The sequence below is a fragment of the Halococcus sp. PRR34 genome (assembly GCF_028617175.1).
In the GTDB taxonomy this organism is placed as follows: domain Archaea; phylum Halobacteriota; class Halobacteria; order Halobacteriales; family Halococcaceae; genus Halococcus; species Halococcus salifodinae.
The window spans coordinates 110,915-133,407 of record NZ_JAQJDA010000007.1 but is presented as its reverse complement, the minus strand read 5'-3'; the positions used below and the strand labels follow the sequence as shown (position 1 = coordinate 133,407).

17 protein-coding genes are annotated in these 22,493 nt (G+C 66.2%); 12 read left to right on the top strand and 5 right to left on the bottom strand.

From position 1 onward, the window contains the following. Positions 1 to 26 precede the first annotated feature (26 nt). Together PHA81_RS10880 and PHA81_RS10875 are read right to left on the bottom strand one after the other, a co-directional pair. On the bottom strand, positions 27 to 806 hold the full coding sequence (locus PHA81_RS10880) for an NAD(P)-dependent oxidoreductase (protein ID WP_273836793.1): 780 nt from the start codon (positions 804 to 806) through the stop codon (positions 27 to 29). Positions 807 to 870: 64 nt separating this feature from the next. Continuing rightward, on the bottom strand, positions 871 to 1,923 hold the full coding sequence (locus PHA81_RS10875) for a hypothetical protein (RefSeq protein WP_273836792.1): 1,053 nt from the start codon (positions 1,921 to 1,923) through the stop codon (positions 871 to 873). Between the two features lie 222 nt (positions 1,924 to 2,145). Between PHA81_RS10875 and PHA81_RS10870 the strand changes: the two genes are divergently transcribed. From PHA81_RS10870 to hmgB, 4 genes are all read left to right on the top strand, one after another. After that, positions 2,146 to 5,148 (top strand): hypothetical protein, encoded by a 3,003-nt coding sequence (locus PHA81_RS10870; RefSeq protein ID WP_273836791.1) that lies wholly within the window; start codon positions 2,146 to 2,148, stop codon positions 5,146 to 5,148. 10 nt (positions 5,149 to 5,158) lie between these two features. Beyond that, a complete protein-coding gene (locus PHA81_RS10865; protein WP_005043830.1) occupies positions 5,159 to 7,606 on the top strand; it encodes an MMPL family transporter in 2,448 nt (815 codons plus the stop codon). Next, positions 7,603 to 8,379, top strand: coding sequence for a helix-turn-helix domain-containing protein (locus PHA81_RS10860; protein WP_273836790.1), 777 nt, complete (start codon positions 7,603 to 7,605; stop codon positions 8,377 to 8,379). The genes PHA81_RS10865 and PHA81_RS10860 overlap by 4 nt, the downstream gene beginning before the upstream one ends. A 105-nt stretch (positions 8,380 to 8,484) precedes the next feature. Beyond that, positions 8,485 to 9,819, top strand: coding sequence for a hydroxymethylglutaryl-CoA synthase (gene hmgB / locus PHA81_RS10855; RefSeq protein WP_273836789.1), 1,335 nt, complete (start codon positions 8,485 to 8,487; stop codon positions 9,817 to 9,819). Between the two features lie 49 nt (positions 9,820 to 9,868). Here hmgB and PHA81_RS10850 read toward each other — a convergent pair whose 3' ends face one another. Next, positions 9,869 to 10,426 (bottom strand): sugar O-acetyltransferase, encoded by a 558-nt coding sequence (locus PHA81_RS10850; RefSeq protein WP_273836788.1) that lies wholly within the window; start codon positions 10,424 to 10,426, stop codon positions 9,869 to 9,871. A 154-nt stretch (positions 10,427 to 10,580) separates the two neighbouring features. On the opposite strand from PHA81_RS10850, the gene PHA81_RS10845 reads away from it, so the two are divergent. Then, positions 10,581 to 11,084: a hypothetical protein gene (locus PHA81_RS10845; protein WP_273836787.1), complete on the top strand. Its 504-nt coding sequence runs from the start codon at positions 10,581 to 10,583 to the stop codon at positions 11,082 to 11,084. Between the two features lie 211 nt (positions 11,085 to 11,295). On the opposite strand, the gene PHA81_RS10840 is transcribed toward PHA81_RS10845, so the two are convergent. Continuing rightward, on the bottom strand, positions 11,296 to 12,006 hold the full coding sequence (locus PHA81_RS10840) for a helix-turn-helix domain-containing protein (protein WP_273836786.1): 711 nt from the start codon (positions 12,004 to 12,006) through the stop codon (positions 11,296 to 11,298). A 141-nt stretch (positions 12,007 to 12,147) separates the two neighbouring features. Between PHA81_RS10840 and PHA81_RS10835 the strand changes: the two genes are divergently transcribed. The 4 genes from PHA81_RS10835 (at position 12,148) to PHA81_RS10820 (ending at position 15,798) form a co-directional block, all read left to right on the top strand. Continuing rightward, positions 12,148 to 14,088, top strand: a complete 1,941-nt coding sequence (locus tag PHA81_RS10835; RefSeq protein WP_273836785.1) for an oligopeptide transporter, OPT family — start codon at positions 12,148 to 12,150, stop codon at positions 14,086 to 14,088. A 5-nt stretch (positions 14,089 to 14,093) separates the two neighbouring features. Continuing rightward, a complete protein-coding gene (locus PHA81_RS10830) occupies positions 14,094 to 14,444 on the top strand; it encodes a PqqD family protein (RefSeq protein WP_273836784.1) in 351 nt (116 codons plus the stop codon). 136 nt (positions 14,445 to 14,580) lie between these two features. Next, positions 14,581 to 15,225 carry a metal-dependent hydrolase gene (locus PHA81_RS10825; protein ID WP_273836783.1) on the top strand — a complete coding sequence of 215 codons (645 nt, stop codon included), beginning with the start codon at positions 14,581 to 14,583 and terminating at the stop codon, positions 15,223 to 15,225. 78 nt (positions 15,226 to 15,303) lie between these two features. Then, positions 15,304 to 15,798, top strand: a complete 495-nt coding sequence (locus PHA81_RS10820; protein ID WP_005043806.1) for a GNAT family N-acetyltransferase — start codon at positions 15,304 to 15,306, stop codon at positions 15,796 to 15,798. A gap of 9 nt (positions 15,799 to 15,807) precedes the next feature. Here the strand turns inward: PHA81_RS10820 and PHA81_RS10815 are convergent, their stop codons facing one another. Beyond that, the gene (locus PHA81_RS10815; protein ID WP_273836782.1) at positions 15,808 to 16,410 is read right to left on the bottom strand and encodes a GNAT family N-acetyltransferase; all 603 of its coding nucleotides are present in this window, start codon (positions 16,408 to 16,410) and stop codon (positions 15,808 to 15,810) included. Positions 16,411 to 16,492: 82 nt separating this feature from the next. On the opposite strand from PHA81_RS10815, the gene mutS reads away from it, so the two are divergent. The 3 genes from mutS (at position 16,493) to PHA81_RS10800 (ending at position 22,487) form a co-directional block, all read left to right on the top strand. Beyond that, positions 16,493 to 19,282: a DNA mismatch repair protein MutS gene (mutS, locus tag PHA81_RS10810; RefSeq protein ID WP_273836781.1), complete on the top strand. Its 2,790-nt coding sequence runs from the start codon at positions 16,493 to 16,495 to the stop codon at positions 19,280 to 19,282. Beyond that, positions 19,266 to 20,930, top strand: coding sequence for a DNA mismatch repair endonuclease MutL (gene mutL / locus PHA81_RS10805; protein WP_273836780.1), 1,665 nt, complete (start codon positions 19,266 to 19,268; stop codon positions 20,928 to 20,930). The genes mutS and mutL overlap by 17 nt, the downstream gene beginning before the upstream one ends. Before the next feature lie 75 nt (positions 20,931 to 21,005). Beyond that, positions 21,006 to 22,487, top strand: coding sequence for a replication factor C large subunit (locus PHA81_RS10800; RefSeq protein ID WP_273836779.1), 1,482 nt, complete (start codon positions 21,006 to 21,008; stop codon positions 22,485 to 22,487). The last annotated feature ends 6 nt before the right edge of the window (positions 22,488 to 22,493 follow it).

Genomic DNA, 22,493 nt, shown 5'->3' with positions numbered 1-22,493 from the left:
TGGCCGGGGTGGCGAGCGGCCGTGCGTCAGCGGTCCAGCGCCTCGGTCGCGTTGTCGCGTGGCCGGTAGCCGAGCACCCGCTGGGTGTGCGTCAGCGAGAGATATCGGTCGTCGTTCCGCGAGACGGCGTGGACAGTGAGGGGCGTCTCGGGCAGGTCGGTTGTGGCCGCTCGGCGAAGAACGTCCCGGCAGTCGCGCGGGCTGAGCCACATCGCCCGGGCGAACCGGGCGGCGTCTTCGGGCGGCGTGGCGTCGGGATCGGTCTGGGTGTCGGCGAGTTCCGCCGCGGTCATGAGCCAGCCGATGCGGACGTTGACCACCTCGAGTCCGTGGCGGTCGGCGTAGTAGTTGCCGAGTGCCTCCGCGGCGACTTTCGTGACGCCGTAGTACGAGTCGGGTCGTGGCGGGGTATCGGGATGGATCGTCGGCGCGTCGGCGGTCATCGTCTCGGGTTCGTCGGGCTGGTCGACGTCATCCATGTTGATCGCATGATTCGAGCTAGCGTAGACCACGCGATCGAGATCGTTCGCGAGCGCCGCCTCGTAGGCGTTGTAGGTCCCCTCGATGTTCGGTTCGTGGAGTTCGTCCCAGTCGGCGTACGGTGAGGGATTTCCCGCGAGGTGGATCAGCACGTCCTGGCCCGCGAGGGCGTCGGCGAACGCCTCGCGGTCGGTCACGTCACAGACGATCTCGTCGATGTCGTCCTCCGCTTCGTAGGTCAGCGGCGTCACCTCGTGATTCGGAAACGCATCGAGGATCGTCCGGCCGACGTTGCCGGCCGCGCCGGTCACCGCGATGTTCACCATGCGCGCCGTGTGAACGGGCCCGGGCATAACCGTTCGGCCGGCTGTCGCCGCGATCGGATAGCGGTCAGCGCCACCCGAGTCCGGACGGTTCGGTCGGCGGGGCGAGCGGGCTCGTCGGCAGTTCGTCGGCGAGATCGGGATCGTTGTACGCCCGCGGCGCGACGTCGTTGGAGCTGTCGGGGTAAAACACCGACGCGAGCGCGTGGAGATGCTCGCGGCCGACATCGAGTTCGAACTGGCCACCGCCGTAGCACGTGATCTCGTGTTCGCGACAGTGCTCGATGGTGTCGAGCAGCGATGCGACCGAGCCGAACCGCGAGGGCTTGATGTTGAGTACGCTCGGCTCCCACGGGAGGGATTCGACGCTCTCGACGCCGTGGATCGGGGCGTCCCACGAAACACGGTCTTCGTGTCCGTCGAACAGCGGACGGGTGTCCTCGGTGAGCGCAGGGTCCTCGATCGTCGCTTCCGGGAACCCCTCGATCACCCGCTCGTAGAGGTCGGGGTCAGCCGACTGATCCACGCTCGTCCCGCGGTACTGGCCCTTCAGATCGAGCACGCGGACCCGGCCGGTGTCGGCGAGGCGGTCGATCAGGTCCGCGGACCACTCCGAGGTCGGGTCGAGTTTGAACCCGAGATCGGGATTGCGGTCGAGAAAATCGTCGATTCGATCGAACGTCGGCGGGTCGCCGAGGCGGGTGCTCGCGACGAACCCGACCGGCTCGTACTCCCGATCGAGCGCGGTGGCGAGATCCGTATCGGCCTGCCTGAGCGCGAGATCGAACGCCGCGCTCTCGAACCCCCAGCGGCGGTAGTCACGGAACGCGTCGCGGTCGAGATCGCGGCCGAAGAAGAGGTCGGTCTCGTCGATCCGGGCGGCGAACTCGCGGTGGGTCATCGTCCCGGTCGGCACGAGATCGGGAGCCGTCTCGATCAGCGCGTCGTGCTCGTCGGTTTCGTAGATGACGTCCTCGCCACGGCCGACCTCGCCGTCGCCGTGGAGCGAAAGCACCGTCGTCACCCGCTCGAACCCGCTCGACGTGTCGCGCACCCGTCGATCGAGGTCCCAGTCGTCGATCGTCACGTCGAGGTCGCCGAGCCGGTCGTACAGCGCCATGCACTCCATCGATCGCGCGTCGACAAAAGCGTACACCCCCTCCTCGAACGGCAGCGGTGTGGTCGAGGGCCTTCCGACACCGAAGTCGTTATCACTCCACCCTGTTAGTAGCAAAGTAATACAAGCCTGCCGCAGGGATCAGCCGATACGCGATTTCGACCTCACCAGACCACAGATGCCAGTAAACACCGCGTCTCCCACCGTCCAGCAATGGAGACTCCGATGAATCGCTCGACAGTGTTCACCCTCCTCGTCGGATTGCTCGTGATCCAGGGGAGCGTCGCCGGCGTCGTCAGCAACGACGCGCCCACTTCGAACAACGAGACCAACGCGACGCCCACCGAGTCCGCGCCGACAACCACCGAGCACCCGGCCGAGGACAACGGGTCGGTCGACATGGACGCTATCATGAACTCGTCGACGGACAACTCGTCGGAGTCGGAAAACGAGAGTGGCAACAGTTCCAACGGAACGAGCGAAACCACGACGGCCTCCGAAACCACAACGACGGAGGAAGAATCGGCGGCCACGGAGACGGCAACCACGACGACGACAGCGACCGAGACGACGACTACAGAATCCACGACACAGTCCGAAACAACGACGGAAACAACCACGACGACAGCGGCTGGCGATCAGTCGGGAGGCGATGGCGAAGCTACTCAATCCTCCGGACAATCGGGATCACAGTCGACCGAGGCGGCGGGAGCCCAGAGCCAGCGCACCGGAGGGGCGGCCGGCGGAACGGACAGTGCATCCGCTCGAACGGCATCGACGGCCGGCAGCCAAGGAGCCAGCGGGGCCCAAGCGGGCGCGGGACGTTCCGGTGGCGCACAAGCCGGTAGCGCACAGGCGGGCGGATCACAAGCGGGCGGCGCGCAGTCAGGTAGCGCGCCAAGTGGTGCAGCGCCGGCCGGTGGCGCACAGGCTGGCGGTGCACAAGCCGGCGGAGCACCGAGTGGTGCAGCACCGGCCGGAGCCGGCGGCCAAGCGGGCGGATCGCAAGCCGGTGGACAGGCTGGAGCAGGTGCGCAGGCGGGCAGTGGCGCACAGACGGCCGGCGCACAGGGCGGTAGCGGCGGCGCGCAGACCGCCTCGCCCGACGCCGAATTCGACGTCACCGGCGTCGACGACAGCGTGGCGGTCGGCGGCAGCGGCACCGTTGCGGTCACCATCGAAAACACCGGCGAGGACGCGACCGATGCGGTCGTCGACTTCCAGTCGCCGAGTGGCGACCTCCTGTTCGGCCAGTCACCGACCACCAGTCGATTCGTCGGCGAGTGGGACGAGGGCGAGACCAGAACCATCGAGGTGACGATGCAGGCCACGCCGTCGGCCGATACGGCGGAGTACCCGGTTCGGACGACGGTCTCCTACGAGGACGACGACGGCAACGCGGCCCAGTCCGCGCCGCTGACGTTCGGCGTCACGCCCGCGGGCGAGCAGTCGTTCTCGCTCGGCAGCGTCGACGGTGATCTCTCGGTCGGCGACAGCGGTACGATCACGGGCACGATCACGAACGACGGCCCCGAGACCGCGACCGATGCGGTGCTCACGGTCGGCCCGAACGCCAGCCGCGACGTGATCCCCCGACAGACCCAGGTCGTGCTCGGGAACCTCGATCCCGACGAGTCCGAAGGGTTCGAACTCCCCGTGGTCGTCGACAGCGAAGCCGAATCGGGACTGCGCCAGCTTCCGCTCACGGTGCAGTACTACGACGATGACGGGAACCCGATGCGGAGTGCGACCCTCAACGCGCGGGTCGAGATCGGCGAGGAGAGCGACGACTTCGAGATCGAATCCGTCGATCCCGCGGTGGAAGCGGGTGAGGAGGGAACGCTCTCGGTCACGCTCACCAACACCGGCAGGAACGTCACCGACGCCACGGTTTCGACGCAGTCACTCTCCGGTGGCATCCTGTTCGGCCAGTCGGCGAACGCCACTCGGTACGTCGAGGACTGGGACACGGGCGACACCCGGACCTTCGAGTACGACGTGCGCGCCGCCGAGGGTGCGACCGGCGCGACCTATCCGCTCCAGACCTCGATAACGTACGACGATAGCGACGGGGATCAGGGACGGGCCGGCCCGCTGGCGTTCGGCGTCACGCCCGGCGAATCCACCGACGACTTCAACGTGGTCGAGACGAGTTCGAGTGTGCAGGTCGGCGACGAGGGACCGATCTCGGTGACGCTCGAAAACACGGGTGCGAACGCCTCCGAGGCGACCGTCTCGCTCCAGTCGCTCACCGGCGACATCACCTTCGGCCGAACCGCGAACGCGACCCAGTTCGTCGGCGACTGGCCGGCGGGCGCACAGCGGACGATCACGTTCAACGCCACCGCGAGCAACACGACCGACGTGCAGAGCTACCCGTTCCAGGCGTCGGTGTCCTACAGCGACGGTGACGGCGACGCGGCCCGCGGCGGGCCGTTCACGGTCGGCGTCACGCCACAGCCCGAACAGGCGTTCGATCTCGACAACGCCAGTAGCACGCTCCGGGTGGGTGACGAGGGCAACGTCACCGCACAGATCACGAACGAGGGGCCACAGGACGTGCAGAACGCGGTCGTACAACTCGCGACCCAGGGACAGAACCTGAACGCTCAGGAGACCGAGTTCGCGATCGGCAATCTGCCGGCCGGCGAGACGGCGAACGTCTCGTTCCCGGTCGAGGTAACGGACAGCGCCGAGGCGGGCCAGCGCCAGTTCTCGTTCGTCGTGGAGTACGACAATCGGAACGGCGATCCACGCCGAAGCGGCACGCTCGACACGCAGGTGCCGATCGAGCCACAGCGCGACGAGTTCACGATCGAGCCCGCGAACGCGAGCGTCGGTGCGGGCTCCTCGGAAACGGTGACACTCAACGTGACCAACAACCGCGATAGCGTGGTCCGCAACGCCAACGCCAAGGCGTTCGTCGACGCCCCGCTCTCGCTCGGGAGTGACGAGGCGTACATCTCGCGACTCGGTCCGGGCGAGACGAAACAGATCGCCTTCGACGTGAGCGCGGGCGGTGACGCGAGCGAGGGTCAGTACCCGCTGTCGGTCGACTTCCAGTACGATACGGCGGACGGCGAGTCCACGCTCTCAGACACCTACGAGGTGCCGGTCGAGACCACCGCGTCGGAAAGCGGTGGGATCCTCTCCTCGCTCGGGCTGACGGTCGGCCTCGTTGCGCTGCTCGTCGTGCTCGGGGTCGGCTGGGTCTGGTCACGGCGGTGAGCCGGGACTGATGGTGGACTACCAGCGCTACATCGATCGGATCGACGAGTGGATCACCGAGCGACCGCGCACGGTGATCATCGCGTTCGTGCTCCTCACGGTCGTCTTCGGGGCCGGACTCGCCAATATCTCGACCGACGCCGGCACCAGCCAGTTCACCCAGGACAGCCCCGCACAGGCCGCGCTCGACGATATCGACCAGGAGTTCTCGGCGACGTTCGAGGAGAGCAACGGCAGCACACAGCTCATCCAATCGGGATCGAACGTACTCGCCAAAGACGAGCTGTTGGCGATGCTCGAATCCCAACAGCGCCTCACCGAGCACGAGGAACTGCGGGTAGTAGGGTCGTCGAGCGCCGCGAGCGTCGTCGCCCAGACCATCGACCCGCGGGCCACGACGCCGAGCGCACAGATCGACGCGATCGAGGGCGCGACCACCGGCGAGATCGAGGCCGCGATACGGACCGCGGCCGAAGGGCCCGGTTTCACCGGCCTCGTGAGCAACGACTTCAACCGAAAGTCGGCGTCGGCCTCCGCAACCATCGGGACCGTCCAGCACGACGTTCTCGGCGGCGTCTCGTCGTCGGCAGCGGGCACGGGCGGCGAGAGCCCACTGACGCCGATCCAGACGCGCTCGCAGGACGTCGTCGGGAGCGTCGACAGCGACATCCGGGTGTTCGGCAGCGGCCTCGTCGCCGACGAGTTCACCAGCATCATCTTCGACTCGCTGATCATCGTGGTCCCCGCGGCCGCCCTGCTGATTCTGGTCTTCCTGGTGTTCGCCTACCGCGACCCGATCGATCTCTTACTGGGGGTGCTCTCGCTCGTGATGGCGATCATCTGGACGTTCGGGTTCACCGGCCTCGCCGGGCTGCCGTTCTCCCAGATGCTCATCGCGGTGCCGCCACTCCTGCTCGCAGTCGGGATCGACTTCGGCATCCACGCGATCAACCGGTATCGCGAGGAGCGCGTCCAGGGGATCGACGTCAAGCAGTCGATGCGGACCGCGACCGATCAGCTGCTGGTGGCCTTTTTCATCGTCACCGGCACCACCGTGGTGGGGTTCGCCGCGAACGGCATCAGCGATCTCCAGCCGATCCGGCAGTTCGGGCTGATCGCTGCGGTCGGGATCGTGTTCACGTTCCTGATATTCGGGATCTTCCTACCGGCGGCGAAGGTGTGGGCCGACCAGCTCCGGGCGAAGTACGGCATCCCGGAGTTCGGTCTCTCGCCGCTCGGGTCGGAAGGGTCGCTGCTGGGACGTGCGCTGCTGGTCGGTGTCGGGGCCGCAAAGCGCGCGCCCTACGCGCTGCTGGTCGTGACGCTGCTCGTCTCGGTGGCCTCGGGCTTCTACGCCACCGGCGTCGACACCTCCTTCTCCCAGGACGACTTCCTCCCGCCGGAGGAGATTCCCGACTACGTCGAGGGGCTGCCCGAGCCGTTCGCGCCCGGCGAGTACACCGTGACCGATACGACGAACTTCCTCGAAGACCGGTTCAGCACTACCCAAGGGAGTTCGGTGACGGTGTATGCCGAGGGGCCGTTACGCGAGGACCACAGTTTGGAAGCGATCCAACGCGCGAATCAGGACCCGCCCGACGCGATCGTGGCAAGCGGTCGTGAGGCCGACGCCGAGAGCATCATCGGCGTGATCGACACGTACGCAGAGCAGTCACCCGAGTTCGCACAGCTGGTCGAACGGAACGACGTCGACGACGACGGCGTACCCGACGACAACCTCGGCACGATCTACGACGCGCTGCTCGACTCGCCCTATCGAGCGCAAGCGCTCCAGTACATCACCGAGGACTACCGGAGCACACAGGTGGTCTACTCGACCGAGTCGGACGCCGCTAATGACGAGATCGCGAACGATGCACGCGACCTCGCGGATCGGTACCGCTTTACCGCGACCGCGACCGGTCAGACCATCGTGACTGAAGCAGTCTCCGGGACGATCCTCACGTCGGCGATCCAGAGCCTCATCGCGGCGTTCGTCGTCACGGCGATCTTCCTGGTGCTCATCTACTACGTCATCGAGGGCCGACCGTCGCTCGGCCTCGTCAATCTCGCACCGATCCTCGTCTCGGTCGCGCTGCTCGCGGGATCGATGCGGCTGTTCGGGATCCCGCTCAACGCGCTGACGGCGACGATCCTCTCGATCGCGATCGGGCTCGGGATCGACTACTCCGCACACTTCGTCCACCGCTTCGCCGACGAGTACCACGAGTACGACGAGGAAGTCCTTCCCGCGCTCGAAGAGACCGTTCGCGGGACCGGCGGCGCGCTCACGGGAAGCATGCTCACCACCACGACCGGGATCGGGGTGCTCGCGCTGGCGATCACACCGATCCTCGGCCAGTTCGGGCTGGTGCTCGCGCTGACCATCTTCTTCGCGTACGTCGCTTCGATCCTGGTCACGCCATCGGTGATCGTGGTCTGGGGGCGGTTCGCGTGACCGACCACGACGACGCGGTTGCGGCGCTCCAACGCCTCGGCCTCTCGAACTACGAGGCCCAGGTGTTCATCGCGCTCCAGCGAGTCGACTCTGGAACCGTTCGGGACGTCGCCCAGCTCACCGAGGTGCCGCGCTCGCAGGTCTACGGAGCGGCCGAGGACCTCGCCGAGCGTGGTCTCATCGACATCCAGCAGTCGAACCCGATCCAGTACCGCGCGGTCGGGATCGAGGAGGCACGCACTCGACTCAGAGAGCGCCTCGAACGCGAGGAGGAGCGGGCGTTCGAGTACATCGAGACCGCACGGAGCGAGCGCACCGCCGAGGCCGAAACCCAAGAAGACATCTGGACGGTGCGCGGCCGGGACACCATCGCCGATCGAGTGAAACAGCTCGTCGCGGGAGCCGATGATCGCGTGGTGCACGGCATCCGTGCTCCCTCGATGCTCGACGACGGCGTTCTCGACGCGCTGGGCGCGGCGGCCGATCGCGGCGTCGACGTGACGGCGGTGAGCGCGAACGAGGTAGTTCGCGAACGGTTCGTCGACACCGCGGACGTGACGGTGCGGGCAGCGCCCGACGCGCCCGAAGACCAGCGCAGCGGGCGCGTCCTCGTCGTGGACGCGGACACGCTCTTGCTCAGCGTCCACGGCGGTCCGGACCTGGAGGATCACGAGGCCGCGATCTGGAGCGCCGAGACCGGCTTCGCCGCAGTGCTGGTCAGTATGCTCGACGTCTGGTTCGACAGACATCTACAAGAAGAGACAGAGCGGTGAACCACGACGGCCGAGCCGATTTCGGTCGGTTTATCTTTCAATTGTCGACGATCGTCGATTCTAGAGTCGACAAATCCATATAGACACCCCTCCCAGTCGGGGGACATGACCGTCGGTATCGACGCAATGGAGATCCACGCGGGCAAGCTCCGGCTCGACCTCGCGGAGACGTTCGCGCCAGCGATGGACGAAGACCCCGGAAAGTACACCAAAGGCCTCGGGCTCCACGCGAGCTCGTTCCCCGACGTCCACGAGGACATCGTCACGATGGGCGCGAACGCCGCCCACCGGCTGATGGAGCGCAAGGGGCTCGAACCCGACGACATCGGCCGGATCGACGTCGCCACCGAAAGCGCGTTCGACAACTCCAAACCCGTTTCGACCTATATCGCGGGCTGTCTCGAAGCGGTGTACGAGGGCGATTTCCACCACGCCAACAAGGGCGAGCGGAAGTTCGCGTGCATCTCGGGCACCCAGAGCCTCGACGACGCCTACAACTGGATCCGCGCCGATCGGAACCGGGGTCGGGCGGCGCTGGTGATCGCCACCGACACCGCGCTCTACGCTCGCGGCGACGCCGGCGAGGCAACCCAGGGTGCGGGTGCGGTCGCCATGCTCATCAGCGAGGACCCGGATCTCGTTGCGCTCAGCCAAGAGCAGGGGTTCGGCAGCGCCGACGAGACCGATTTCCTCAAGCCGAACCAGCAGTTCCCCAGCGTCGACGGCAAACGTTCGGTACAGGTCTACCTCGCGCGGATGCGCGAGGCCCTGGAGGACTACGAGTCGGTCGCGGGCCGGGTCTACTCCGAGGAGTTCCGGTACGTCCCCTTCCACACCCCGTTCCCGGGGATGGTCCGGAAGGCCGCGCTGCTCGGCTACCGCCACATGACCCGCGGCACCGCGATCGAGGACGACCTCGAACCCGCGATCGGCCGCCAGCCCCTTCCCGACGAGTTCGACGACGAATCGGGCTACCGCGACGCAGTCCGCGAGTACATGGACGCGCTCAAGGAAACCGAGCAGTACGGCGAGTGGTACGATCAAGCGATCGAGCCGACGCTCGACATCGCGCGCCACGTCGGCAACTGGTACACTGGCTCGGTCCACGTCGCCCGCCTGAGCGCGCTCCGTCGCGCCCGAGAGGACGGGATCGACGCCACGGGCGAGCGCCTTCTCGTGGGATCGTACGGCAGCGGCGCGCAGGCCGAGATCCACACCGAGACCGTCCAAGAGGAGTGGGAGACAGAGCTCGACGCGCTCGACATCGACGACCAGCTCGACGACCGGCGCGACATCTCCTTCGAGGAGTACGAGGAGATCCACGACGCCCACAACCACGCGAAGGACGACGAGTTCGACGCGCTCACGACACCCAGCGGCGAGTTCGTCCGCGACGGCCAGGGACCGATGAACGAGCGAACCTACCGCTACGTCGAGTAGCGATCCTGTCTCGCGCCGACGAACGGCCAGACGTCGAACTGCCGCCGGGTCAGTCGAGTTCTGTCACGATTTCCGCTGGGTTCCCTTTGACCACAACACCGGCGGGAACGTCCTCGGTGACGACTGCACCGGAGCCGACCACTGCACCGTCGCCGACCGTGACGCCGGGATCGATCACCGCGCGTCCGCCGATCCAGACGTCGTCGCCGATCGTGACCGGCTCGCCGGATTCCAGTCCCTCGGCTCGCTCGGCGGCGTCGATCGGGTGGGTTGCGGTGTAGACGTGAACGCCCGGCCCGAGCAGGCAGTTGTGACCGATCTCGACGCGACAGACGTCGAGCACCACGCAGTCGACGTTCGCGTAGAAGTTCTCGCCGACGTGGATGTTGTCGCCGTAATCACACCGAAAGGGTGGTTCCACGTGGCAGTCCTCGCCCACAGAGCCGAGGAGTTCGTCGAGGAGCTCGTTTCGCCGTTCGTGGTCGGTCTCGTCGGTTGCGTTGTACTGTCGGGTGAGTGTTCGTGCGTGCTCGCGTTCGGCCACGAGTTCGGGATCGCTCGCGTCGTAGGGCTCGCCGTCCAGCATCTTCGTCTTCTCGGTGGGCATCGATCGTTCTTCGTTCTCACTGTCGGCAGAAATAGCTGGGTGAACTGTCCGTGACGGTGTCGAAACTACTGCTATCGTCACCTTGGTATCGCCTGTCTATTGTTTGATTTCGCCTTCTGGTAGGTTTTTCAACTGCCGGTCGGTATGTCCGATAATGGAACGATTACCAGTTGCCGGTGGACACCTCGTGATTACGGATGAATCCATACATATCGACAAATCGTTCCGGAAAGCGGTGAAACGGTGCTATCAGCAGAGCAAAATCATCACGGGGGCCTGGATAGTCGCCGTCGTCATTGGCGGGCTAGGTGTTATCCTCAATGACCCGATCATACGACCAGGGATAGTTCTGGGTGCGGTGGGACTAGCACTTTGGTTTGGGATCGGGTTTGTGATCAATAACGTCTTCAGGCCACACATCACCACGGAGAAAACTATCCCACGAGAATCAGTTGAGATGGTTGTTTACCAAAAGAGCGGGAGAATTCGTCGGCCGACTCTTGCTATCGCGTATGAGAAAGGTGGGGAGCGAAAGGCTCGCAACGTTTCCTTGTCAGCACCGTGGTTAGCTGATGAAGAACCATTGAAACGCATCCTTCCAGTGTTCAGAGATGCGGGTATCGAGATCAATTCAGCTACGGAGATGGATGGTTCCTGAGATCGGGTTCACCCTACCAATCCTCAAACAGATACCGTTCCGGATCGATTCACCACAGTGTGCGGCGAGAATTACTTTCCAGATTTTGCATATCGGAGCCCCAATGAACACGAGCGGTATGCAGGAGGGTTATATTTATCTCACATATCAACTCCGACAACCCATCAATATATTATATAAGGAATCAACACAGTTCCGCTACTCCCGATAGTTACGGAAACTCCGCGAGCGTATCGAGCATCCCGTCGAGGTCGCCGTCACACACCGCGAGCGAGAAGCCGTCGGCGCGGGCGAGCGCGGGGGCGTGCTCCCAGAGATCCTCCGTACCGAGCCCGTGGAGCACGACCGCGTTCGGGGTCGGGGTCACGACCCGAAGCGCGACCAGCGGCGACTCGCCCCGCGTGACGCCGGTGAACACCAGCGCGCGATTCGTGCTCTGGCCGTAGAGCCGGTAGAACTCCTCGGAGGAGAGTCGAGTGATCGCCTCGATCGAGTCGATCACGGTGTGGCCCGCGACGGTGTCGTGGGTGCCCGCGACGACTTCGGTCGCGCCGATCGTGCGGTAGAACCGTTCCAGTCCGACTGCAGTGGGATACTCCCGGAGATCGCGGACGATGTCGCCCTCGAACCCCGCCGAGAGAACGCGGGCGTACTGGCGGAGATGCTCGCCGCCGCGGGCCTCGTCGATGTCGAGCAGCGCCTCGATGAGCCGACGAACGATGTTGATCCCCGGACTCTGTCGCCGACCGCTCTCGTAGTCCGAGACCACCGACGCCGAGACGTCGAGCTGGTCGGCGAGCGCGGTCTGGGAGACGTCGAAATCCGTTCGCCATTTGCGGATCGTCGCCCCAGGATCGTCGCTCAGCACCACGTCGCCAGCGATCTTCCCGGCGAGCTCGCGACGCGGTCCGGGCTCGGCCATACAGCCTACGCTCCGTTCAGTTAAAAAAAGCTATCGCCATCGTGGTGGATGGACGTTGTTTTGAGACACGGTAATCGCCCGCAAGCGAAGCGATTGCGCAATCTTTTCCCGATCCCGGAAGGTAGTCGGTCGTAGTTTTATATGGCACGGGAGAGTGGCACATCCGCGGAGACGACGGGTGTCGATCCGTACGTTCCAGCCGACAGCAGCACGACCGAACTCACGGTGAAGGCGGTCGTGCTCGGGCTCATGCTCAACGTCGTTCTGATGGCGGCGAACGCGTATCTCGGGCTGCGTGCCGGGCTGACGATCAGCGCCTCCATTCCGGCGGCGGTCATCAGTATGGGGCTGTTTTACGGCCTCTCACGCATCGGGATCGAGGGGACGATCCTCGAGAACAACATCGTCCAGACGATGACCTCGGCCGGCTCGTCGCTGACTGCGGGCGTGATCTTCTCGCTGGCGGGCGTGGCCTTCCTCGGCGAGTCGATCGACATCGTGACGACGGCGACGGTTTCGCTGCTCGGCGGGGTTCTCGGTGTGCTGTTCATGATCCCGATGCGGCGCTATCTCATCGTCGATCAGCACCAAGAGCTTCCCTATCCCGAGGGGACCGCCTGCGCGGACGTCCTTCAGGCGGGCGAGCAGGGCGGGCGCGGCGTCCGGTTCGTCTCGTTGGGGTTCATCGTGGGCGCGGTCTACATGGCGCTCGCGGACATCTGGGGCGTGATCCGGACGACGATCGAGGGTGCGTTCACGGTCACGAACACCCGGGGATTCGCGCTCGGCGGGGATTTCACACCGGCACTCGTCGGCGTCGGCTACATCATCGGGCCACGGATCGCGGCGTACATCCTCGGCGGCGGGCTGGTCTCGTGGATGATGCTGATCCCGCTGCTCGTCACCGGCGGGATGGTCCCCCCCGATGCGGCCGGCGGGACGCTGTTCGAGCAGGCGAACGCGGTCTGGAGCAGCTACGTCCGCTACGTCGGGGCGGGCGCGATGATCGTCGGCGGGCTGTACGCGATCGCGTCGATGCGCTCGACGATCGTCGATGCCGTCCGGCTCGCGGGCGCGGAGTTCAGCGAGGGCCTCAACGGCGACACCGACCGCAAACGCACCGCCCGCGATCTCCCGATGGCGATCGTCGTCGTCGGCGCAGCCATCGTCGCGATCTTGCTCGTCGTCGTGCCACAGGTTCAGGTCGGGCTGTTGGGCGCGGTCATCGCGGTGATCGCGGCGTTCCTGTTCGTCGCGGTGTCGTCGTATCTCGTCGGCGTCGTCGGGAGCTCGTCGAACCCCGTCTCGGGGATGACCGTCGCGACGATCCTGATCGCCGCGGTCGTGCTCCGCTCGACCGGTGTCTCGGACCCCGTCATCGTGTTGACCACCGGCTCGGTCGTGGCGATCGCCGCCGCGGTCGCCGGCGATACCTCACAGGACCTCAAAACCGGCTATCTCCTCGGTGCGACGCCGCGGAAACAGCAGATCGCCCAGCTCATCGGGATCGGGCTGTCGGCGCTGTTCGCCGGCGGGATCCTCGTGTTCTTCAACCAGGCCTACGGTCTCGGGAGCCAGACCCTGCCCGCACCGCAGGCCGGGCTGATGGCGCTGATCGCCGAGAGCGTCCTCGGCGGGACCGCGAACTGGGGGATGGTGCTGATCGGTGCGACGTTCGCGGTCGTCCTCATCATGATGGATGTTCCAGTACTGCCGTTCGCGGTCGGGATGTACCTCCCGATCAGCCTGGCGACGCCGATCTTCCTCGGCGGCGTGCTGAAAGCGCTCGTCACCCGCTACGTCGAGCGAACGGGCGACGAGGAAGCGACCGAGCGCGCCACTCTCAACGGTCGTATCGTGGCCGCAGGCCTGATCGCCGGCGAGGCGATCATGGGGATCGTCGTCGGCGCGATCCGTATCCTCGGTATCGGCAGTGGCGGAACGATCCCGTTCCCCGTGGGCGTCGGTGATCAGCTCTCGCTGTGGCTCGGGGTCGTCGCCATCGGGGGACTCCTCGCGTTCATCGCCGCGAGCACGCTCCGCGGGGCGAAGGACACGGGCGACGTCGAGGAGCTCTACTGAGCACCGTGTCCGAGCGTTCCCCGACCGCGACGCCGATCCGCACGACCGAGGACTGGGACTGCGAGTGCGTCGACGGCAGTCGAAAAGTGACGATTCAGCGGCCGCGCCAGCCGCGGAATCGCGTCGACGAGCTCCTCTTCGACCTGTTCGATACGCCGACCGAGCGCGAACTCGAGCTCGATGCGGCCGGTAGCGTCGTCTGGTGTCACTGCGACGGGGACACCACGGTTGCGGAGGTCGCCGAGGAGCTCGCTGCGACCGTCTCCGACGAGCGCATCGAACCCGTCGGCGACACCCTGTCGTACTTCCTGGCACAGCTGGCCGAACTCGATCTGATCCGGTACGCGGACGCCTGAGTACGGCCGCTCGGCGAACCGAACACGGAACGAACGGAAGTGGACTGCTCCGGGACGGTTGCTGTGCCATCCCCCAGTGTGGCGAGCGAAGCGAATCCGGCGGAAGGACTATTCGCCGGTGCGCCGAACCCCGACCGTGCCATCGACGGTCGTCCACTGCGCGCTCGCGGGACTGCTCGCCGCCGGGTTGCTCGCCGCCGGGTTGCTCGCCGACGCCTTCGACGCCCGTGCGGTCGCGATCGTGTTCGCGGTGACGATCGTTCCCGATCTCGATGCCTCCGCGGGATTTCTGATCCCGGGCGGCCACCGCTCCGTGCTCCACACCCTCCTGCTCCCTCTCGGGATAGCGGCGCTGCTCTACTACGACACCCGCGTTCGTGAGACGTCGTTCGTCCGGAGGCGGTGGCACGCTCGCAGTGCGCGAATCGCGTGGGTGAGCGTCGCTGCGGTCGCGTTCGCGGCCATCGGTCTCGATCTCGTCGGTGGTGGCGTGAACCTCTTCTATCCGATCCACGACCAGTTCTACGCGCTCTCGGGCGAACTGCTGTTCTCGAACAACCGTGGACTCGTCCAGACGTTCGTCGAACTCGGTGGTGGGGAGGCCGAGGCCGCACGTGGCTCCACCGAGCAGGTCCACATCAACTCCGGAATCGACCCCACGCGGGGAGCCGAACCGGAAAACGTCGAGCGGGTCTTCCCGGTGGCTCAGTCGGGCTGGCAGCTCCTGTTGATCGTCACGAGCGTGTTCGTCCTCGCGGCCCGGCTGTGGGAGCGGCGGTGAGCACGGTTTCGGTCGACAGTCTCGCCGTGCCGGCCGCGCTGTCGGAACCCGTATCTCCCCGACCGACGAACGCCGCGTATGAACCACAGACCGTACGACCCCGACCGCGACGCAGCGGAACTCTGGGAGTGCAAGGCGGCGTTCGAGCGCGAACTCGGCGGGCTGGGTGCGGGCGAGAAAGCCGACACGTACGACGGGAAACTCACCGAGGACTACCGCGAGCGGTACCTCGCATGGGTCGATCGCTGTGTCGAACGCGACGCCGACTGTGTGACCGTCGCCGAATCGAGCGACGAGGACGGGCTCGCGGGCTACGTTTTCGTCCTCCCCGAAGACCTCGCGATGATCTGGGACGCCGCGGTGTTGAACGAACTCTACGTTCGCGAGTCCGCCCGCGGGACGGGGCTCGCCGACGATCTCCTCGCGGCGGCGTACGAATGCGCTCGCGCTCAGGATCTCCCCGTCGACCGGATCGCGCTCGACGTCGGAACGAAAAACGACCGTGCGGCGAGCGTCTATCGACGCGAGGGGTTCGAGCCGTGGGGCAATCTCGTCGCGCGCGACCTCGATTAGCCCACTATCTCAGTCCCCGGTCGCCTCGCGGTACTCCGCCTGCGTGATGGTGTAGCGATATTCGTCGGCCACCTCGTCGCCATAGGGCACCCAGTTCCGCAGACGACCATCGCAGCGACCGCCGTGGGCTTCGATGTACTTCTCGATCGCTCGTTTGGATTTCTCGTTGTCGGCGTGGTGGGTGACCGCGACCACTTCGAGATCGAGGCGTTCGAAGGCGAGTTCCATCAGCGCCGCCGCGCGCTCGCCCGAGTAGCCACGGCCCCAGAAGCGCTTGCGGAGCCACGTCCCGAGGCCGCCGGTACGCCGATCCCAGTCGGGATGCAGCGAGCCGACGCCGGCGAACTCGCCCGCGCCGTCCTCGCCGTCGGCAGGACGAATGGCGTAGTCCGCGCTCTCGTCTTCGTTCCACCGCTTTTCCGCCCCATCGAGGAACTCTTTCGATTCGTTGATCGTCGTGTGGGGCTCCCACGGCATGTACTGGGTGACCTCGTCCATCTCCGCACTACCATCAGCGTCCGAACAGATGCGATAGAACGCCTGGAGATCGATGTTCTCGTGACACAGACGTTCGAGTACCAGTCGATCGGTTTCGATGCGCTCGGGGAACATGATTCGAAATGAGATCCCCGGAACAAAAGCGTTCACCGAGATCACCCGCAAGTCTTTGTACGATGCCGTTCCGCGGGCGAGTATGGATGCCGCGCTCGGACCGCCGGAAGGGATGACGGCGAGTCGCGAGGACCTCACCCCGATGATGACGCAGTACGTCGAGCTGTGCGAAGCGTACGATGACGCACTCCTCCTCTTTCAGATGGGCGATTTCTACGAAGCGTTCTGCGGGGCGGCGGAGACGATTTCGCGTGAACTCGAGATCACCCTTACCCAGCGCGAGGACAGCACGGGAACCTACCCGATGGCGGGCATCCCGATCGACAACGCGGCGACGTACGTCGAAACGCTCCTCGATGCGGGCTACCGGATCGCAGTCGCCGAGCAGATCGAGGACGCCGACGAGGCCACTGGCGTCGTCGATCGGGCCGTCACCCGCGTCGTGACGCCCGGGACAGTCGTCGAGGACGAACTGCTCGCGCCCGGCAACAACTACGTCGCTTGCCTCGCGCGAGCGGACGCAGCGGACACAGCGGGCGGGGCACACGACACGACAGCCGAGCCAACAGCGGACGAAGCGGCTGCCACCGAAACCGATGGCGGAACCAGCGCGAAAGCGAGCGGAAATGGTGATGTGGAACCGTCGGGAACGACCCACGCCGTCGCGTTCGTCGATGTCTCGACCGGTGAGTTCCGCGCCACGAGTTCGGATTCGCAGGGAACGATTCAGGACGAGCTCGACAGGCTTGCTCCCGCGGAGGTCGTGCTCGCGCCGGAGATTTCGGACGGGAATTTCGATATCGACGGCATGGTGACGCCACACGACGCGGCGGCGTTCGAGCCCGAGACCGCTCGCGAGCGCGTCACGTCGTACGCACCGAACCCGGAGGCGGTGTTCGAGTGCGATGCCGAGATCCGGGCCGCGGGCGCGCTGCTCGACTACGCGGAGCACACCCAAGTCGCCGAGGGCGAACTCGGCCACGTCACCAGACTCACCAGGTACGATCCGCGCGAGCGCATGGGGCTCGACGCGACCGCACTCCGGAGCCTCGACGTCTTCGAGAACCGGGCGGGCGGCGACGACCACACACTCGTGGCGGTGCTCGACGAGACCACGTGTGCGCTCGGGCGACGGGAACTCGACCACTGGCTCCGTCGTCCGCTGCTCGATCAGGCGGTGATCGAGGCACGCCTCGACGCCGTCGAGGAGTTGACGCACGGATCGCTCGTCCGCGAGGAGGCCCGCGAACTCCTGCGGGAAGTGTACGACATCGAGCGACTCGTGGCGCGCGTTTCGCGCGGCCGGGCGAACGCCCGCGACCTCCGCGCGCTGAAGACGACGCTCGACGTCGTGCCACGGCTTCGAGAGGTGCTGTCGGATGCCGAGTCCGATCTGCTCGTGGAGTGTCGAGAAGGACTCGACGGGCTCGACGACATCCGGGGACTGATCGGTCGCGCGATTCAAGCCGAACCCCCCGCCGAGATCACCGAGGGCGGCGTCATCGCGCAGGGGTTCGACGACGATCTCGACGATCTCCGGTCGACCGCACGCGAGGGCCGCGAGTGGGTGGCGAGCCTCGAAGACCGCGAACGCGAGCGGACCGGGATCGACTCGCTGTCGGTGGGTCACACCGAGGTCCACGGCTACTACATCGAGGTCACGAACGCGAACCTCGATGCCGTCCCCGACGAGTACACCCGCCGGCAGACGCTCAAGAATTCGGAACGGTTCTACACGCCCGAACTCGAGCGCCGCGAGGACGAAATCCTCGGTGCGGCCGAGCGCGCCGATTCGCGCGAACACCAGCTCTTTACCGACATCCGGGACGAGATCGCCGCCGAAACCGACCGCGTCCAGCACCTCGCCGACCACCTCGCGACCCTCGACGTGCTCTGTACGCTCGCGGACATCGCCGTCGAGAACGACTACGCCCGGCCCGAATTCGGCAACGACGGTATCGCGATCCGCGACGGCCGGCATCCGGTGGTCGAACGCCACGCCGAGTTCGTGCCGAACGACGCCGACCTGTGCGAGGAACCGTTCGCCATCGTGACCGGGCCGAACATGGCGGGGAAATCGACGTACATGCGCCAGATCGCGCTGATCGCGATCCTCGCCCAGATGGGGAGTTTCGTGCCGGCCCAGGAGGTACGCCTCCCGATCGTCGACCGAGTGTTCACACGAGTCGGCGCGAGCGACGACATCGCGGGCGGCCAGTCGACGTTCATGCGCGAGATGAGCGAACTCACCGACATCCTCCACGGCGCGACCGCGGATTCGCTCGTCCTCCTCGATGAAGTAGGTCGGGGGACCAGCACCACCGACGGCGAAGCGATCGCCAGAGCGGTGACGGAGTTCATCCACGACGAGATCGGTGCGACCACGCTATTTGCGACGCACTACCACGATCTCACAGAGATTGCCGCGGAGCTCGACGGCGTCCAGACCCTCCAGTTCGCCGCCGATCGAACCGACGGCGAGGTGACGTTCCTTCACACGGTGACCGAGGGGGCCGCCTCGGCATCCTACGGGGTCGACGTCGCACGGATGGCGGGCGTTCCCGATCCGGTCGTCGAGCGCTCACGCGACCTCGTGGCGGGGACCGCCGGCCGGGATCGACCGAGTGGAGACGACAAGCGAGATGGCCACGATGACGGCGGCCCTGCTGACGGCGGCCACGGTGGTGAAGCGGACGACAGCAGCGGCCGTGCCGACGCCGATTCCGCGGCCGAAACCGACCGGGACGAAGCCGCTATCCGCGCCGAGATCGTAGCCGAACTACGGAGCCTACGGATCGCCGAGACGACGCCCGTGGAGGCGCTCGTCCGGCTCGACGGGCTCAAACGCCGACTCGATGACGAGAATCACTGAACTCAGTACGGTAACGATCGAACGCATCGCGGCCGGCGAGGTCGTCACCAGGCCTGCGAGCGTCGTGACCGAACTCGTGGAGAACGCGCTCGACGCCGGCGCTGACAGCATCGAGATCGCCGTCGAGAACGCAGGTCTCGATCTCGTCCAGGTCGCGGACGACGGCCACGGGATGACCGAGGCCGACGCCCGCCTCGCCGTCGAGCGCCACGCCACGAGCAAGATTCACGACGTGGACGACGTCGAGCGCGTCGCGACCCTCGGTTTCCGGGGCGAGGCCCTCCCAAGCATCGCGCAGGTCGCGCGCCTCGAACTCACCACGAAGGCCGAAGAGAGCGGAGCGGCCGGCACACGGGTCGTCGTCGATGGCGAGGAGAAAACGACGGGGCCGGCGGGCCGGGCGGTCGGCACCACGGTCTCGGCCACCGATCTGTTCGCCAACACGCCGGTACGCCGGAAGTCCCTCGCCACGCCGAAACGCGAGTTCGCCCGGATCAGCGAGACGGTTTCGGACTACGCGCTGACCCATCCCGACGTGCGATTCTCGCTGACCCACGACGATAGAACTGTCCTCTCGACGCCTGGTTCAACGAGCTACACCGACGCGGTGCTCGGCGTGTACGATCGCAAGGTAGCAGGCCAGAGCACCGTGTTCCGTCGGGGAGGCGAAGACGAGGGTGGCGACAACCAGTCGTCCAGCGAGGTCAGCGTGAGCGGGCTCGTGGTCTATCCCTCCATCACTCGGTCGACGCCGGCACACGTCACCACCGCGATCAACGGCCGCGCGCTCGACGACACGACCGTCAGGAACGCCGTGACGCGGGGGTACGGTAGTCTGCTGCCCGACGACCGGTATCCGATCGCCGTGGTCGACGTCGCTTTGCCACCGGAGGAGGTCGACGTCAACGTCCATCCATCGAAGGACGAAGTCGCGTTCGCCGATCCGGATGCAGTCGCCGAGGTGGTCGAGCAGGCCGTCTCGGCGGCGCTCGCGACTCAGGACCTCGCACACACGGGAGAGATCGCGTTCGATCTCGACTCGTCGCTCGGCGAGCCCGCGGGCGAGTCGACGTTCGACGCGATCGGGGTCATCGGCCAGTTCCGCGGACTCTACCTGTTGTGCGAGGCCGACGACGATCTCCTCGTGGTCGACCAGCACGCCGCCCACGAGCGGATCAACTTCGAACGGCTTCGAGAGGCGCTCGACGACGGGGTCGATTCGGTTCCGATCGAGCCGACGTCGCTCTCGCTGACGGCCGCCGAGGCGGCGCTCGTGGACGCCAACGCCGAGGCCCTCGACGCGCTCGGCTTTCGGATCGAAGCCGATAGCGGAGCGTACCGGGCGACGGGACTGCCCGCGCCGCTCGGCCGCGTCGCGGAACCGTCGGCCGTTCACGACGTGCTCGACGCGTTCCTCGCTGGCGACGGGCCAGAAAACCCACGCGAGGAACTTTTGAAGGATGTCGCGTGTCACCCCTCGCTCAAAGCCGGCGACTCCCTCACCGGCGAGGACGCCGCCCGACTCGTCGAACGCCTCGGTGCGTGCGAGCAGCCGTTTGCGTGTCCGCATGGCCGGCCGACGGTGCTGACGATCGACGAGGAGACGTTCGCGCGCGGGTTCGAGCGGCCGAACACCCGGTTCGACTGATGGAACGCATCCCGCTCTCGACGCACTTCGAGTTCGTTCGGAACACCTAACCACGGTTCGCGTGTAACGCCGACAATGGTTGATTGGACCGAGAAGTATCGTCCGTCGACGCTCTCGGAAGTGCGTGGCAACAACAAAGCCCGAGATGCACTCGCCGAGTGGGCCGAGACGTGGGACGCACATGGAGAAGCCGTCATTCTCCACGGCGCGCCAGGCGTCGGGAAGACCTCGGCAGCCCACGCGCTCGCGGCCGACATGGACTGGCCGACGATCGAGCTCAACGCCTCCGACCAGCGCACGAAGGCGGTCGTCGAGCGGGTCGCGGGCGAGGCCGCCAAATCCGGCACGCTCACCGAGGGTGGGGCGGGCCGACGGCTCGTCGTCATGGACGAGGCCGACAACCTCCACGGGAACGTCGATCGTGGCGGCTCGCGCGCGATCACGAGTCTCGTGAAGGAGGCCGGCCAGCCGATGATCCTCATCGCCAACGAGTTCTACGACATGTCGAACTCCCTCCGCAACGCCTGCGAGACGATCGAGTTCCGAGACGTCGGGGCACGCTCGATCCTCCCTGTGCTCCGTGACATCTGCCGCCGGGAGGACGTCGAGTACGAATCCGACGCCCTGGAGGCGATCGCCGAGGCCAACAGCGGCGATCTCCGGGGGGCGGTCAACGACCTCCAGGCGCTCGCGGAGGTGAACGAGAAACTCACCGCCGAGGCTGTGGTCACCGGCGACCGCGATCGCACGACCGGAATCTTCGATTTCCTCGACGCGCTCATCAAAGAGGAGGACGCAGAAAGCGCACTCCGATCCTCCTACGACGTCGACGAGACCCCCGACGACCTCATCAACTGGATCGAGGACAACGTCCCGAAGGACTTTCATGGGCCTGAACTCGCCGACGCCTACGACAACCTCGCGAACGCCGACCGCTGGCTCGGGCGGGTGCGGGCCACCCAGGACTACTCGTACTGGCGCTACGCCGGCGACGCGATGACGGCGGGCGTCGCGGCCGCGAGACGGGAGCCGAAGGGTGGCTGGACGCGGTACGGCCCGCCGAGCTACTGGTCGAAACTCGGACGATCGCGGGGCACGCGCGAGAAGCGCGATTACGTCGCCCAGCACATCGCCGAAACCGGCGGGATGAGCATGGCGAGCGCGCGCAACGACGTCATGCCATTTTTGTCGGCGATGACCCACCACTGTACGAACCGGGAGCTGACTGTGACGATGGCCGCCAGATACGACCTCGACGCCGAGCACGTCGCCCACATTACCGGCAGCGGGAAGGATACCAACAAAGTACAGAAGATCGTCGCCGACGCTGCGGAACGCCGCGACGAGGAGGCGGTCTCACACGCCGAGGGCGCGTTCGAGGGCGCGACGCGAACGACCGAGGAATCCGAAACGAGCGACGACCCGGATGGCGAGTCGAGCACGGACGGCACGGCTGCGGAGTCGACGGATGCAGAAGACGAGAACGACCGGGACGAGAACGCTGGCGACGATTCCGCAGCCGACGACTCCCAGTCCGGTCTCGCGGACTTCTACTGAACTGGC